The organism is Mesorhizobium sp. B3-1-7 (genome assembly GCF_006439385.1).
Lineage (GTDB): Bacteria > Pseudomonadota > Alphaproteobacteria > Rhizobiales > Rhizobiaceae > Mesorhizobium.
This window is the reverse complement of sequence record NZ_VFTL01000065.1, coordinates 1-15,253: the sequence shown is the minus strand read 5'-3', so window position 1 is coordinate 15,253 and position 15,253 is coordinate 1. Positions and strand designations below refer to the sequence as shown.

At 64.1% G+C, this 15,253-nt stretch carries 11 protein-coding genes; 6 read left to right on the top strand and 5 right to left on the bottom strand.

Translation table 11 applies throughout. The features are described 5' to 3' along the window. Nucleotides 1–101: 101 nt before the first annotated feature. Complete coding sequence (locus FJ417_RS32385) at nt 102–1,742, bottom strand: acyl-CoA synthetase (protein WP_140786264.1); 1,641 nt, start codon at nt 1,740–1,742, stop codon at nt 102–104. 203 nt (nt 1,743–1,945) lie between these two features. Here FJ417_RS32385 and FJ417_RS32380 point away from each other — a divergent pair, with 203 nt between their 5' ends. From FJ417_RS32380 to FJ417_RS32370, 3 genes are all read left to right on the top strand, one after another. Then, nucleotides 1,946–2,911, top strand: a complete 966-nt coding sequence (locus FJ417_RS32380) for a sugar-binding transcriptional regulator (RefSeq protein WP_140786263.1) — start codon at nt 1,946–1,948, stop codon at nt 2,909–2,911. Between the two features lie 83 nt (nt 2,912–2,994). Continuing rightward, nucleotides 2,995–5,049: a bifunctional aldolase/short-chain dehydrogenase gene (locus FJ417_RS32375; protein ID WP_140786262.1), complete on the top strand. Its 2,055-nt coding sequence runs from the start codon at nt 2,995–2,997 to the stop codon at nt 5,047–5,049. Between the two features lie 225 nt (nt 5,050–5,274). Then, nucleotides 5,275–6,339, top strand: coding sequence for a D-alanine--D-alanine ligase family protein (locus tag FJ417_RS32370; protein ID WP_140786261.1), 1,065 nt, complete (start codon nt 5,275–5,277; stop codon nt 6,337–6,339). 452 nt (nt 6,340–6,791) lie between these two features. Here FJ417_RS32370 and FJ417_RS32365 read toward each other — a convergent pair whose 3' ends face one another. Further along, nucleotides 6,792–8,297 (bottom strand): winged helix-turn-helix domain-containing protein, encoded by a 1,506-nt coding sequence (locus FJ417_RS32365; protein WP_140786260.1) that lies wholly within the window; start codon nt 8,295–8,297, stop codon nt 6,792–6,794. Nucleotides 8,298–8,559: 262 nt separating this feature from the next. Here FJ417_RS32365 and FJ417_RS32360 point away from each other — a divergent pair, with 262 nt between their 5' ends. Next, the gene (locus FJ417_RS32360) at nt 8,560–8,799 is read left to right on the top strand and encodes a DUF1127 domain-containing protein (protein ID WP_140786259.1); all 240 of its coding nucleotides are present in this window, start codon (nt 8,560–8,562) and stop codon (nt 8,797–8,799) included. A 75-nt stretch (nt 8,800–8,874) separates the two neighbouring features. Here the strand turns inward: FJ417_RS32360 and FJ417_RS32355 are convergent, their stop codons facing one another. The 3 genes from FJ417_RS32355 to FJ417_RS32345 all read right to left on the bottom strand — a co-directional run bounded on the left by FJ417_RS32355 (nt 8,875) and on the right by FJ417_RS32345 (nt 12,543). Further along, on the bottom strand, nt 8,875–9,927 hold the full coding sequence (locus FJ417_RS32355; RefSeq protein WP_140705080.1) for a substrate-binding domain-containing protein: 1,053 nt from the start codon (nt 9,925–9,927) through the stop codon (nt 8,875–8,877). Nucleotides 9,928–9,966: 39 nt separating this feature from the next. Continuing rightward, nucleotides 9,967–10,962: an ABC transporter permease gene (locus FJ417_RS32350; RefSeq protein ID WP_140646854.1), complete on the bottom strand. Its 996-nt coding sequence runs from the start codon at nt 10,960–10,962 to the stop codon at nt 9,967–9,969. Nucleotides 10,963–11,031: 69 nt separating this feature from the next. Continuing rightward, nucleotides 11,032–12,543 carry a sugar ABC transporter ATP-binding protein gene (locus tag FJ417_RS32345; RefSeq protein ID WP_140786258.1) on the bottom strand — a complete coding sequence of 504 codons (1,512 nt, stop codon included), beginning with the start codon at nt 12,541–12,543 and terminating at the stop codon, nt 11,032–11,034. 136 nt (nt 12,544–12,679) lie between these two features. Between FJ417_RS32345 and mtnK the strand changes: the two genes are divergently transcribed. Then, the gene (gene mtnK / locus FJ417_RS32340; RefSeq protein ID WP_140786257.1) at nt 12,680–13,948 is read left to right on the top strand and encodes an S-methyl-5-thioribose kinase; all 1,269 of its coding nucleotides are present in this window, start codon (nt 12,680–12,682) and stop codon (nt 13,946–13,948) included. Next, the gene (mtnA, locus tag FJ417_RS32335; protein ID WP_140786256.1) at nt 13,945–15,039 is read left to right on the top strand and encodes an S-methyl-5-thioribose-1-phosphate isomerase; all 1,095 of its coding nucleotides are present in this window, start codon (nt 13,945–13,947) and stop codon (nt 15,037–15,039) included. Before mtnK ends, mtnA begins: the two co-directional genes overlap by 4 nt. Nucleotides 15,040–15,253: the final 214 nt, after the last annotated feature.

Below are 15,253 nucleotides of genomic sequence, written 5' to 3'. Positions count from 1 at the left end.
GTGAAGCGCCGTCGCTGAAGCTGCCCATCTCCCTCCTTGCGGGGGAGATGGCCGGCAGGCCAGAGGGGGTGGGCGGGAACTCGGCATCGCCCATTTGAGGCTCATGCCCTCTTCGCCATTTCCCTCAACCTGAACTTCTGGATCTTGCCCGTCGACGTCTTCGGGATTTCGGCAAACACCACTGTCTTCGGCACCTTGAAGCGCGCCAGCAGACCTCGGCAATGTTCGATGATCTCGGCCTCGGTCGCGGCCTTGCCCGGCTTCAGCTCGACATAGGCGACCGGCACCTCGCCCCATTTCTCGTCGGCGCGGGCAACCACACCGCAGGAAGCGACCGACGGGTGCTTATAGAGCGCGTCCTCGACTTCGATGGAAGAGATGTTCTCGCCGCCCGAGATGATGATGTCCTTGGAGCGGTCCTTGAGCTGGATGTAGCCGTCGGGGTGCATGACGCCGAGATCGCCGGAGTGGAACCAGCCGCCGGCGAAGGCCTCGTCGGTCGCCTTCCTGTTCTTCAGGTAGCCCTTCATGACGATGTTGCCGCGGAACATGACCTCGCCGATGGTCTCGCCATCGGCCGGCGTCTCCACCATGGTCTGCGGGTTCATCACCGTGAGACCCTCGAGCGAGGCGTAGCGGACGCCCTGGCGCGCCTTCTTCGCAGTCCTCGGTCCCTTTTCCAGCGCGTCCCACTCATTGTGCCATTCGTTGACGACGGCCGGCCCATACGTCTCGGTCAGGCCGTAGAGATGGGTGACGGCGAAGCCGGCGTCGGCCATGCCGGAAAGCACTGCCTCCGGCGGCGGCGCCGCGGCCGTGTTGAAGGTGACGGTCTGCGCGAACTGTCGCTTGTCCTCGTCCCTCGCGTTGATCAGCACCGACATGACGATCGGCGCGCCGCACAGATGCGCGACGCCATGGTCGGCGATGGCGTCATACATCGGCTTTGCCCGCACCCAGCGCAGGCAGACATGGGTGCCGGCCTGCACGGCTAAAGTCCAGGGGAAGCACCAGCCGTTGCAGTGGAACATCGGCAGCGTCCAGAGATAAACCGCGTGCTTGGCCATGCCGGCATGGATGGTGTTGGTGTAGGCCATCAGCGCCGCGCCGCGATGATGATAGACGACGCCCTTCGGGTTGCCCGTCGTGCCGGAAGTGTAGTTGAGCGAGATGGCGTCCCACTCGTCATCGGGCATCGACCAGGCGTAAGCCTCGTCGCCGCCGGCGACGAACTCTTCATAATCGGCCGAGCCGATGCGCTCTCCTTTCGGATAGGGCGCGTCGGCCGCATAGTCAGGATCGTCATAGTCGATGACCAACGGCTTCACCTTGGCCAAGGCCAGCGCTTCCCTGACAACGCCCGAGAACTCGCGGTCGACGATCAGCACCTTCGAGTCGGCATGGTCGAGTTGGAAAGCGATAACGGCGGCGTCAAGGCGGGTGTTCAGCGAATGCAGCACCGCCTTGGTCATCGGCACGCCGAAATGCGCTTCCAGCATCGGCGGCGTGTTGGACAGCATCACCGTCACCGTATCGCCCTTGCCGATGCCGTGCTTCGCAAGCGCCGAAGCAAGCTTCAGCGAGCGGCGCCAGAAATCGCGATAGGTGATGCGCTGGTTGCCATGGATGATGGCGACATGGTGGGGATAGGTCTTGGCCGCGCGCTCGAGATAGGTGAGCGGCGTCAGCGGCTGGTGGTTGGCGGCGTTCCTGTCGAGATCCTGTTCGTAGGGATTGGCCATCCCGTTCTCCCCAAGGTTCTTTTCGAACCTTCTAACCTTAGGCCCTTCGTCACGCTATCCCCCTTCCGCGGCTGAAAATGCTATGCTGCGCCGGCTTGGTGGAATGGCGATCCGGATGGAGCCCCACCGTGAGGCGATCGCCGCTCACGCAGCAAATTTGACTTTTGTCGAGAGCCGTGACTAATGTCAGCCGAGGAGGCGGCATGGCGATCAGACCGGCAGAACAGATCATCCACAAGGCCGCCTGGCTTTACTATGCCCACGGCCTTCGTCAGGACGAAGTGGCGAGGCAGCTCAACATTTCACGCGCTTCGGTCGCCATGTATCTGCGCAAGGCGCGCGAGACCGGCATCGTCAACATCTCGACCTCGACGCAGCTCTTCACCGACGACGTCACGGCTCGCCGGCTTGAAGATGCCTTCGATCTCGACGCCGTCTGGATCGCGCCGGAAAATGCCTATCTCGCCGATCCCTCGACCGATATCGCCGTGCTGGCGGCGAGCGTCTTTCTCGAGCTGGTGAAGAAAGGCGACCGTATCGGCGTCGCCTGGGGCCGCACCGTCTACACCATCGCCGACATCATGTCCTATGCCGACCTGCAGGGCGTCACCGTGGTGCAGCTCTGCGGCAATCTCGGCGCGCCCTATTCCTATCGGCCCGACCAATGCACGATGGAGATCGCGCGGCGGCTGAACGCCAAAGGCCTCAATTTCTATGCGCCGCTGGTGCTCTCCACCGAGGAACTGGCGCAGGGCCTGCGCGCCGAGCCGGTGATCCGCGACCAGCTTGCCGGCATTGCCGATTGCGACCTCGCGCTTTATTCCGTCGGCGCGGTCGACGCCGACAGCCATCTGGTGAAATGCGGCGCATTGTCCGCAGGCGAGATGGAAGCGCTGCGCAGCCAAGGGGCTGCCGGCGTCATCGCCGGGCAGATCATCGACGCCAAGGGCGAGGTGCTCGACTGCAGTTACAACCGGCGCGTCATTTCCGCCGAACTCGCCTCGCTGCGCGCGATCGAGAAGCGGCTGATGGTGGTGCAGGAAGACACCAAATTCGAGCCGCTGCTTGCGGCCGTCGCCGGCGGGCTCTGCACGCATCTGGTGATCGGCGCGCACATGGCCGAGCGCCTGCTCAATCACGCGGGCGAAGCCGGCAAAAAGGCATCCTAGAAAAACCACCCTCGCCGCTTCTGTCATCAAGACGTCGCGGCCTTCTGTTCATGAGCAAAAAAGACGGAACCGGACGGAACGACATGCAGAACCTTTGGAATGACGCCGACGCGGAAAAGATGGTTGCCGACTATGCCAAGAAGGGCGTCGCCCGCGACCTTGCGCTGCGCGTCTACACGACCCGTCTGCTTGGCGGCGAGCCGCGGCTGGTGCTGCATGGCGGCGGCAACACCTCCTGCAAGACCAAGGCCACCGATCTGGTCGGCGACGAATGGGACGTGCTCTGCGTCAAGGGCAGCGGCTGGGACATGGCCGTCATCGAACCGCAGGGCCTGCCGGCGGTGAAGATGGGCGCGCTGCTCAAGGCGCGCTCCCTGGACCAGCTCGCCGACGAGGACATGGTGGCGCTGCTGCGCTCCAACCTCATCGACCCCGCCGCTCCGAACCCATCGGTCGAAACGCTGCTGCACGCCTTCCTGCCGCACAAATTCGTCGACCACACGCATTCCACGGCGATCCTCGCCATCGTCGACCAGGAAGACAGCAAGCCGCTGATCGAGACCGTGTTCGGCGACAGACTAGGTTACGTGCCCTACATCAAGCCGGGCTTCGACCTCGCCAAGGTCGCCGCGGAGGTGTTCGACGCCGACCCGAACGTCGAGGGCCTGATCCTCGACAAGCATGGCATCTTCACTTTCGGCGACGATGCCAGGCAGGCCTATGACCGCATGATCCACTATGTGACTATGGCCGAGGATTATGTCGCCAGTAACGGCAAGCCGCAGGCGGTCAAGGCGGCGCTGCCGGCAAAGCTCGCCCGGCCGAGCGACATCGCGCCGATGCTGCGCGGCGCAGTCGCGGTGGCGCGCGGCGAAGGCCGCTTCGACCGCATGATCAGCGACTTCCGCACGTCCGACGCCATTGTCGATTTCATCAATTCGGCCAAGATCGCCGACTATGCCGGCCGCGGCGTGTCGACGCCCGATCTGTCGATCCGCATCAAGACCGGACCGATGGCGGTGCCGGCTCCCGATGCCGGCAAGCTCGGCGATTACAAGGGCTTGGTGCGCAGCCATGTCGAGGCCTTCGTCAAGGACTACACCGCCTATTTCGAGGCCAATGACACGCTGGACGACGTCAAGCGGACCATGCTCGACCCGATGCCGCGCCTGACGCTGGTGCCGGGGCTGGGCATGTTCGGCCATGGCCGCACGCTGAAGGACGCGAAGATCGCCTCCGATGTCGGTGAGATGTGGATCGAAGCGGTGCGCGGCGCCGAGGCCGTCGGCAATTTCCATCCGCTGTCCAAGGCCGACCTCTTTCCGCTCGAATACTGGTCGCTGGAGCAGGCCAAGCTCGCCTCGAACAAGCCGAAGCCGCTGACCGGCCAGGTCGTGCTGATCACCGGCGGCGCCGGCGCCATCGGCGCTGCTACGGCAAAACTGTTCGCGGCCAACGGCGCGCATGCGGTGATCGTCGACCTCGATCCGGCCAAGGCGGTGGACGCGGCGAAGGCCGCCGGTAACAATTCGATCGGCGTCGGTGCCGACATCACCAATCCGGCCGAGATGCGCGCCGCCTTCGACAAGGCGGTCGCCGTCTATGGCGGCGTCGACATCCTGGTCTCGAATGCGGGCGCGGCCTGGGAAGGCCGCATCGGCGAGCTCGACGACGCCACTTTGCGCAAGAGTTTCGAGCTCAACTTCTTCGCCCACCAGTCGGCGGCGCAGAATGCGGTGCGCATCATGCTGGAACAGGGCACCGGTGGCGTGCTTTTGTTCAACACCTCCAAGCAGGCGATCAACCCCGGCCCGAAATTCGGCGCCTACGGCATCCCGAAGGCGGCGACCTTGTTCCTGTCGCGGCAATATGCGCTTGACTACGGCGCCTATGGCATCCGCTCAAATGCGGTCAACGCCGACCGCATCCGCTCCGGGCTTCTGACCGACACGATGATCGCCAGCCGGTCCGGCGCGCGCGGCGTGTCGGAAAAGGAATACATGTCCGGCAATCTGCTCGGACAGGAAGTGACCGCCGACGACGTGGCGCAGGCATTCCTGCACCAGGCGCTGGCCGAACGCACCACAGCGGACGTGACGACGGTGGACGGCGGCAACATCGCGGCGGCGTTGCGCTGACGAAGTAAAGACACAACCTTGGAGCGGTTCATCGTTTCATAAGCGGATGAACCGCTCCTCGTCTTGACACGGTTCCGAACGGAAGGCCTTTCGCGCTTCTGCTGAAAAACTGCTTCAACCGGTCAAAGTCCCACTCCAATCCTTCGGTTACTACTCGGACGGTTGAAGGGGCATGTCTGGTGTTTTGCGTGCGAGCTCCAACCCCGATCATTGGTGGAGTTGTCGATGCCCGCGAAAAGACTGCGTATAGGTGTGCTGTTCGGCGGTCGATCCGCCGAGCATGAGGTGTCGCTGCTTTCGGCGGCCAACGTCATGCAGGCGCTGGATCCGGCGAAATACGACGTCGTGCCGATCTTCGTCACTCGCGACGGCCAATGGCTGCTCAGCCGTTTCGAGGACGGCGCCCTAGCGACGCCGTCGGCTGGCATACAGCTGTGCCTGGTGCCGAGTGGGCAGGGGCGGATGCTGGCGATCCCTGCCAGCGGCGCACCCCATGACCTGCCCGTCATCGATATCCTGTTTCCAGTGTTGCACGGTCTGCATGGCGAGGACGGCGCGGTGCAGGGATTGGCCGAAGTGGCGCGCGTGCCGCTCGCCGGCTGCGGTATTCTGGGCTCGGCCACGGCCCTCGACAAGGACATCGCCAAGCGGCTGCTGAAGGCGGCGGGATTGCCGGTCGCGCGCTCGGTGACGATCGATGAGGGTCGGCTGCCTTCGCTTGCCGAACTGGAAGACAAGCTCGGCTTGCCGCTGTTCATCAAGCCGGCGCGGCAGGGCTCGTCGGTCGGCGTTGCGAAGGTCAATGGCAGTCAGGAGTTCGAGCGCGCGCTGGCGGAAGCCTTCCAGCACGATCGCAAGGTCCTGGCGGAGGAATTCGTTCGTGGCCGCGAGATCGAATTCAGCGTGCTGGAGAGCCCCACGGGCGAGCTCTTCGTCTCGCGGCCCGGCGAGATCGTGCCCGCGGAAAGTCACGGCTTCTACAACTACAACGCCAAATATATCGACGAGAATGGCGCGGCCCTGATCGTGCCGGCCGAGCTGCCGTTGGAAGTCGAGAATGCCATGCGCGATATGGCCGCCAGGGCGTTCAGAGCGCTCGGCTGCGACGGCATGGCCCGCGTCGACTTTTTCCTGATGCCGGACATGACGTTCCTGATCAACGAGCTCAACACCATTCCGGGCTTCACCAATATCAGCATGTACGCCAAGGCGATGGCGGCGAGTGGCGTCAGCTATCCGGAGGTTATCGAGCGCCTGTTGGCGCATGGGCTGGCGCGCGCCGGCCGTTGAGGCAAAAGGTTTGAGAAACTGGACGCAGGGGCGACTAGTTCCCCGACACAGGGATTTGGAAAGGTTGCCGCTTGTCTTGGTACAAGATTTTCCGTTCATTTGCGAAATCAGCGCAAACGCTGGAGATTGGTTGAAGCCGCCCCCCAACCTCGTCATTCTATGGCGGAGCAAGGAGCGAAGCGACGCGGCGCAGACCATAGAATCCATTCCGTGACTTGGAAGCGTTGCCGCGGTGCAGAATTCTGCTCCGTTGCACGCCCTGGCGAAGGTAACGGCATGGATTCCAGGGTCTTCGCGACGGTGCTTCGCTCCTGCTCCGCCCTAGAATGACGATCGCGACGGGCGTTTCGGCCAATCTCCAGCGCATGCCACCTGCCAACGCAAACAGAGCCGGCCGGTCAAAATCCCTGTGCTGGGGCGACTAAATTAGCCCGTCACCGTGGCCGGCCGCATCACTCCGGCAGGCCAGCCGCGCGGAAGCCATCCTCGAAATGCTTGAGCGTCGCCGCGTCGCGGAACGGTTCCGTCTCGACCCAGCGGCGGGTGGAAAAATGCGGATTGCCGACAAGGAACAGCGCAACCTCTGTGCGTGCCTCGTCGAGGCGGCCGAGCTGCGCCAGGCTTGCAGCCAGGAAGCGGCGTGAGCTGGTGCGGTAGGTCTCGTCGCGGCGCAGCGTCTCGACGGCGGCTTCATAGTCGCTGGCCGCATATTGCGCCTGGCCGAGCGTCAGATAATACCAGCTCGGCGGAAATGGGTTGAGCCGGAATGCCTTGCGAATGTGCTCGAGTCCCTCCTCGATCCTGCCGGCCAGAACCACGATGTCGGACAATGTCGCCCAGATATCGGCCTCGTTCGGGTCGAGATCGATCGCCTTGGCGAATTCCGCATCCGATTGCTCGAAATCGCGTTCATAGGCAAGAAGGTTCGCCAGAACCCAGCGGCAACCGGCGTCGTTGGGATCGATCGCCACTGCCTTGCGCGCCAGTTCCAGGGACGTGCTGCGGGCAGGCTCGAACGGCTCGCCCCAATGCACCCATCGCATCCAGTGGTTCATCGCAAGCCAGCGATAGGCCTCCGCGTAATCCGGATCGAGCGCGATCGCGCGCGTCAGCATCAGGTGCGCTTCGCGCGCCATCTGCGGCGACTCGTCGAACAGTTTTCGCGCGCGCACGACGAGATCATAGGCCTCGAGGTTCTTCGGCCGGTTGCGCGCCGGCGGCGCGCGCAATCGACCGAGCAGCGCCTCGACGATCTTGGCCGTCGCCTCGTCCTGAACGGCGAAGATGTCTTCCAGGCCGCGATCGAAACGCTCAGCCCAGAGATGCTCGCCGCTCAGCGCGTCGATCAGCTGAGCGTTGATGCGCACGCGTCCCGCGGCCCGTCTTGCGCTGCCTTCCAGCAGATAGCGCACGCCAAGCTCTCCGGCGATGGCGCGCACGTCCATGGCCTTGCCCTTATAGGCAAACACCGAGTTGCGCGCGATGACGAAGAGGCCCGGTATCCGCGAGAGATCGGTGATCAAATCTTCGGTCAGGCCATCGACGAAAGAGTCCTGCTCGGGATCGTTGCTCAGATTGATGAAGGGCAGCACGGCGATCGACGGTTTGTCGGGCAGCGGCAAGGGTTTGCGCGTCGCGTCGGGCTGTTCGACCGCACCGATGAAACGATAGCCGACACGCGGCACCGTGACGATCCACTCGCCACCACCGGTCGCCTGACCGAGCAGCTTCCTGAGCTGCGCGATCTGCACCGTGAGATTGCCTTCCTCGACCGCGGTGCCCGGCCACGCCGCGTCCATCAACTCGGCCTTGGCCAGGATTTCTCCCGGACGCGCAACGAGCGCTTCCAGCAGCTTCAGCCCGCGGTGACCGGCGGCAACGGGAACGTCGCCCCGGAGCAGCGTTCCCGCGCCAGGATCAAACACGAACGGTCCAAAAGCAAAGCGCGATCCCTGCATGCGGCGATCTATAGAGCAATTCCAGGAAAAGTGTGAAGCGGTTAAGTTCGGCGTCTTCGCCGTAACCTTCCGTCCGGAATTGCGTAAAAACAAAGGGATAGAGCGGTTCGGCGTTTTTCCGTGAAACAGTGACACGCTCTAGCCGATTTGGAAGTTTTGAGAACTATTTGGGAGGGCTTAATTACGCCGCCGGCCACCTGCGGCACACTGCAATCTCAATCAGGTCGAGGGCCTTCAAGCTTTCTGCCGCATGGAGGTTGCCATGAACGATACCTTCGCACCTTGCGCATCTCTGGCGGCGCGTCCAGCCGAGATCAACGGCCGCCGGCGCTACAGCCTCTCAGCCCTGCGCGGCCTCCTCGCCGAGCGCCGCAAGCAGGCCTATTTCCGCTTCGAGCTCAAGCGCATGGCGACGGACAATCCGCATCTGATCGACGACATCGGGCTGACGAGGAAAGAGGTCGAGGCGGAAATCGCCAAACTGCCCTTCTGGCAGCGATGACGTCGCGACGGTCCCTTGGAAAAGACAGAGAGCGGCCCACTGGACCGCTCCCTTCATCAGCAACGGGCAGAACCCTTACTTGGCGTTCGGATTCGGCATCCAGGCGGGCATCGCGACATCGGCATGGGCGAACTGCGGCAGCTTGGCCGACAGGTCTTCCATGTTCTTGATGTCCTTGTCGATCAGCTCCTTCTGGGTGATCAGCGTCGGCGGCACGATGACGTTGTGGCCGGGATCCTCGCCGGCGAGAAGCTGCGCCAGCGCGCGCACCGAGACCTGGCCGACGACGGCCGGGTTGGTGGCGGCGGTGGCCGCCCAGGCGCTGTCCGGCTCGCGCATCGCGGCGATATCCGAGGTCGAGATATCGGCCGAATAGATCTTGATGCCCTTGTTCAGGCCGGCCTCGTCGACGGCGATCTTCACGCCCTTGGCGAACTCGTCATAGGGCGCGAACATCACCTTGATGTCGGGATGCGCCTGCAGCACCGAGCGCGCCTGGTTGGCGACCGAGTTGGCGATCGGGTTGTCGAGCGTGCCGAACTGGGCGACCTCGCTGATGCCCGAATATTTCTTCTTCACGTCCACCCAGGTCTCGTTGCGGCGGTCGAGCGGCGCGATGCCGGCGACATAGACATAGCCGGCCTTCCAGCTCTCGCCATTGTCCTTCACCGCCTGCTCGAGCGCGAGCTTGGCAAGATCCTTGTCCGACTGCTCGATCTGCGGGATCTTCGGGTTCTCGACATTGACGTCGAAGGCGACGACCTTGATGCCGGCATCGACCGCGCGCTGGGCGGCGTCCTTCATCGATTCCGTCAGGCCGTGCTGGATGATGATGCCTTGCACGCCGAGCGCGATCGCCTGGTCGACCATGTCGGCCTGGAGCGCCGCATCCTGGCGGCTGTCCAGCACGCGCAGATCGACGCCGAGCGCCTTGGCCTGCGCCTCGACGCCCGAGAGATAGGCCTGGAAGAAGTCACCGGTCGACAGATAGCGCACCAGCGCGATCTTGACGCCGGGCTTGTCGAACGGCGCCGGCTTGTCCGCCGCCAATGCCGTGCCCTGCATCAGCAGAGCCGCGCCGGCAAGGCCGAGTGCTGCCTTCCCCAAAAGTCTTCTTGTGATGCTCACTTCGTTTTCCTCCGTTTTGTCTCAATGCCCCGGTCGAAACTATCTCTTGCCCCTGCCGGAAAGGGCGAAGGTGAAGACAAGGGCGACGACAAGCACCGCGCCCTTGACGAAATCCTGCGTGTAGTAGGGGGCGTTCATCATCGTCAGGCCTTGCAGCAAGACGCCGACGAACACCGCGCCTACGGCCGTGCCGAAGGCGTTGGGCTTGGCGGCGCCGAGCACCGCGTAGCCGATGAGCGCCGCGGCGACAGCGTCGAGCAAGAGATTATTACCCGAGGCGATGTCGCCGCGTCCAAGCCGGGCGGCGAGCAAAATCCCGCCGATCGAGGCAAAAACTCCCGAAATCACATAGGCCCAGATTTTGTATGCCTTGACAGGCGCGCCGGCGAGCTCGGCCGCCCGCTCGTTGCTGCCGACGGCATACATCATGCGGCCGAAGCGCGTGTATTCGAGGAAGAACCAGATCAGCGCCGCGAGCACCACCAGCACCACCACCGAAACCGGGATCAGGTTCGGGATGAAGAAATCGATGCGGTGGCGGCCGAGCGCCAGGAAGGCTTCCGAGAACTTGCCGTTGGCGACCGAGCCGTCGGGCATGGTCATGCCGGTGGCGATCGAGCGGCCTTCCGTCGGGATGCGCTGCAGGCCGAGCAGCAGGAACATCATGCCGAGCGTGGCCAGCAGGTCGGGCACGCGCATATAGACGATCAGCCAGCCGTTGATCAGGCCGACGATGACGCCGATGACAAGGCAGGCGATGACGGCGACGATCGCGTTCTGCTCCAGCACGACCATGGCGTAGGAAGCCGCCATCATGGCGCTGGTGGCGACGGAGCCGATCGACAGGTCGAAGCCGCCGACGACCAGCGTCGCGGTGACGCCGAGCGCCAGCACACCGGTGATGGCCACCGACTGGAAGATGAAGACGGCACTTTGCGGCGAAGCAAAACCATCGGCGGCGACCGCGAAATAGGCGATCAACCCGACCAACAGGACGATGAAGCCGTAGCGGATGGCGTAGTCGCGCAACATCACTCAGCGCCCCGCCGCGCGGCTGTCCGACAAAAGCTCATTCCAACTCCACTCCATGCAAATCCCTCGACCTCATGCCGCGCTGTGGAGCGGTCCGCCGGCCACTTCCGCCAGCAGCAGGTCGAGATCGATATCGGCGTTACGGTGCTCGCCGACGATCGTGTGTTCCGACATCACCAGGATGCGGTCGGCGGTCTCCAGCGCCTCGTCGATCTCGGTGACGAAGATCAGCGTCGCGCGGTCGTCGGCGCTGGCTCGAAGCTTCGCCGCGATGTCGCGGCGCGCCGAAATGTCGACGCCCTGGAAAGGCTCGTCGAGGATGAAGAGCCGCGAGGCCTGCGACATCCAGCGCGCCACCATGACCTTCTGCTGGTTGCCGCCGGAAAGCGCCGACAGCTCGTCCTTCTCCGAGCGGCAGACGATGCCAAGTTCGTCGATCTGGCGGCGGGCAACGACGCGCTCGGCGCGCTTTTTCATCACGCCGAGGCCCGACATGCGCTTGAGGAACGGCAGGCTGATGTTGCGCTCGATGTTGAAGCCGCCGACGATGCCGCTCGCAACGCGGTCCTTGGCGACCAGGAAGACGCCGGCGGCGATCGCCTCGCGCGCCGCGCCCGGCGCATAGGGCTTGCCGTCCATATGCATGGTGCCGGCGAGCGGCCGGCGCACGCCGAACAGCGTCTCCGCCAAAGCCGTCTTGCCGACGCCGACCAGGCCGGTGATCGCCACCACCTCGCCGGCGCCGAGCGTCATCGAGATCGGCCGCGACCCTTGCGCCAACCGCAACCCTTCGGCGGTGAAGACGGTTTGGGCCGAGCTTCTCGCCACCACCCGGTCGAGATGGATCTTGCGGCCAAGCATGGCGTTGACCGCGCCCTCATAGTCGAGCGGCTTCTTGTCGAAGACGCCGGAGACGACGCCGTCGCGCATCGACACGATGCGGTCGGCGAGCCGCCTTATGTCGGACATGCGGTGCGAGATATAGAGGATGGCGACGCCCTGCCCGCGCAGCCTGTCGATCAACGAAAACAGCCGGTCGGCCTCGGCGCTCGACAGTGAAGAGGTCGGCTCGTCGAGGATCAGCACCTTGGGCCGGTGCGCCATGGCGCGGGCGATGGCCACCATCTGGCGGTCGGCCAACGACAAGTCGCTGACGCGCGCCTTGAGGTCGATGGCAAGCCCCATGCGGTCGGCGACGGCCCTGGCTTCGGCCCGGACATTGGCAGGCTTGAAGAGCAACGACGCGCCTTTGCCGCTCAGCCGGTCGAGCGTGAGGTTGGTGGCGACATCGAGGTCGGCGACCACGCCGTCGTTGATGTTCTGGTGCACGGTGACGACGCCGGCGCGGATCGCTTCGGCTGGGGTCTGCGGATCGAAGGCCTTGCCGGCGAGCTGCATTGAGCCTGCGCCGCGCGCATAGACGCCGCTGACGATCTTGACCAGGGTGGATTTGCCGGCGCCGTTGGCGCCCATCAGCACGGTCACCTCGCCCGCAAAGAGGTCGAGCGAGATGCCGCCAAGCACCTCGTTCTGGCCGAAGGATTTCCTCAGGCCCTCCACATGGAACACGGCATCTGCGCCCATCCGTTCCTCCCGGATGGTGACGCTATGGGCTCATTCGGCAATTGTCAACACGATTGACATTTGCCAGAGCGCTTCCTAGCTTGGCCCCGCCGCCGTGGCTCCGCTATCGTCGGAAACCACGCGCAGGAGGGAGAGCATGACCGGGAAGTTCGAAGCATTGTCGGTGGAAACGCTGCCGAAACGCCTTGGCGAAACCACGGCGCTGACCGAGCGCATCGGCAAGGACGCCAGCCACTGGAAGGTACGCGAGGTCGGCGACGGCAATCTCAACCTAGTGTTCATCGTCGAGGGCGACCAAGGCGCCGCGGTGGTCAAACAGGCGCTGCCCTATGTGCGGCTGGTCGGCGACAGCTGGCCGCTGCCCTTGAAACGCTGCTTCTTCGAATATCATGCGCTGACCAGGCAGGAGCGCCGGGCGCCCGGCTCAGTGCCGGCGATCTATCATTTCGACGAGGCACAAGCGCTGATCGTCATGGAGTACCTGGCGCCGCCGCACATCATCCTGCGGCGCGCGCTGATCGACGGCCGCGAATTGCCGAATATCGCGCGCGACATCGGCCTGTTCATGGCCCGCACGCTGTTTCGCGGTTCCGACCTGCACATGCCGACCAAGGACCGCAAGGCGGATCTGGCGCTGTTCGCCGACAATGTCGAGCTGTGCGACATCACCGAGAACCTGGTGTTTTCCGACCCCTATTTCGACGCCAAGATGAACCGACATACCTCGCCGCAGCTCGACGGCCTGGTCGCCGAGCTGCGCGCCGACCGCGATCTCAAGGTCGAGGCGCAGCGGCTGAAGCATATGTTCGCCGCCAATGCCGAGACGCTGCTGCATGGCGACCTGCATTCAGGCTCGATCATGGTGACAGACACAGAGACCCGGATGATCGATCCGGAATTCGCCTTTTACGGTCCGATCGCCTTCGATGTCGGCATGCTGCTTGCCAATTTCTGGATGGCCTTCTTCTCGCAACGCGGCCACGAGGAGAAGGGCAGCCGCGACTCGATGCGCGCCTATCTGCTCGGCGTCACCGCCGAGACCTGGGCGACCTTCCGTGCCGAGTTCTCGCATCTGTGGCGGACCGAACGGACCGGCATGCTCTACCAGCGGAGCCTGTTCGAGGATCAGGGCGACCTTCTCGGCTCGGAACAGGCGCTCGACCACATGCTGCATTCCATCTGGGACGACCTGCTCGGCTTCGCCGGCATCGAGGTGCATCGGCGCATCCTCGGCCTCGCCCACAATGCGGATTTCGAGACCATTGCCGATCAAGACCTGCGCGCCAGATGTGAGGCCAAGGCTTTGCGCTTCGGCCGCCATATCGCCGTCAACCGGCGCCAGATCCATAGCATCGACGAGGTCAACAATCTGGCCGCGCTGATCGAACAGGAGAAGAGAATTTGAACGTCGGCGAACGCCATTACCGCACCATCTGGCTGAGCGACGACAAGCGGTCGGTCGAGATCATCGACCAGCGCTGGCTGCCGCATGAGTTCCGCATCGAGACGATCGGAACGGTTGCCGGCATCGCCACCGCGATCCGTGACATGTGGGTGCGCGGCGCGCCGCTGATCGGCGTCACCGCCGCCTATGGCGTCGCCATACAGATGAAAGACGATCCGTCGGACGAAGCGCTCGACGCCGTATGGGAGACGTTGCACAAGACGCGGCCGACGGCGATCAACCTGCGCTGGGCGCTGGACGAGATGCGACGGCATCTCAAGCCGATTGCACCCGCGGAGCGCGCGGAAGCCGCTTACCAGCGCGCCGCGGAGATCGCCGATGAGGATGTCGGGCTGAACCGCGCCATCGGCGAGAACGGGCTTGCCATCATCAGGCAGATCGCCGCGCGCAAGAAGCCGGGCGAGACCGTCAACATCCTTACTCATTGCAATGCCGGCTGGCTGGCGACGGTCGATTACGGCACCGCCACGGCGCCGATCTATCTGGCGACCGAGGCCGGCATTCCGGTGCATGTCTATGTCGACGAAACCAGGCCGCGCAACCAGGGCGCCCAGCTCACCGCCTGGGAGATGGCCGGGCACGGCGTGTCGCACACGCTGATCGTCGACAATGCAGGCGGCCATCTGATGCAGCATGGCGACATCGACATGGTGATCGTCGGCACCGACCGCACCACCGCCAATGGCGACGTCTGCAACAAGATCGGCACCTATCTCAAGGCTTTGGCCGCCGCCGACAATGACGTGCCCTTCTATGTCGCGCTGCCCTCGCCCACCATCGACTGGACCGTCGCCGACGGGCTCGCTGAGATCCCTATCGAGGAGCGCTCGGGCGATGAGGTTTCCCTGGTCTGGGGCAAGACGGCGGATGGCAAGATCGCGCAGGTGCGCGTATCGCCGGATGCGACACCGGCGGCGAACCCCGCCTTCGACGTGACGCCGGCAAGATTGGTGACCGGCCTGATTACCGAGCGCGGCGTGGCCAAGGCCTCGCGCGAGGGGTTGAAGGCGATGTTTCCGGAGCGAGGGTAGTCAGCTGATCTCCCCCAGCACGTCGTCATTCTCGGGCTTGACCCTAGAGTCCATGCCATGACCTCCGTCATCGAGCGCAGTGGTGAAGAATTCTGTAGCCGTTGCAACACGTTAGCGTCACGGCATGGATTCCAGGGCACAGTACACGACTCATTGGGTTTTGATGGTCTTAGGGAAAGCGCTGAGCCATGCGGTTAGCGCGTTTTGGGGTGAG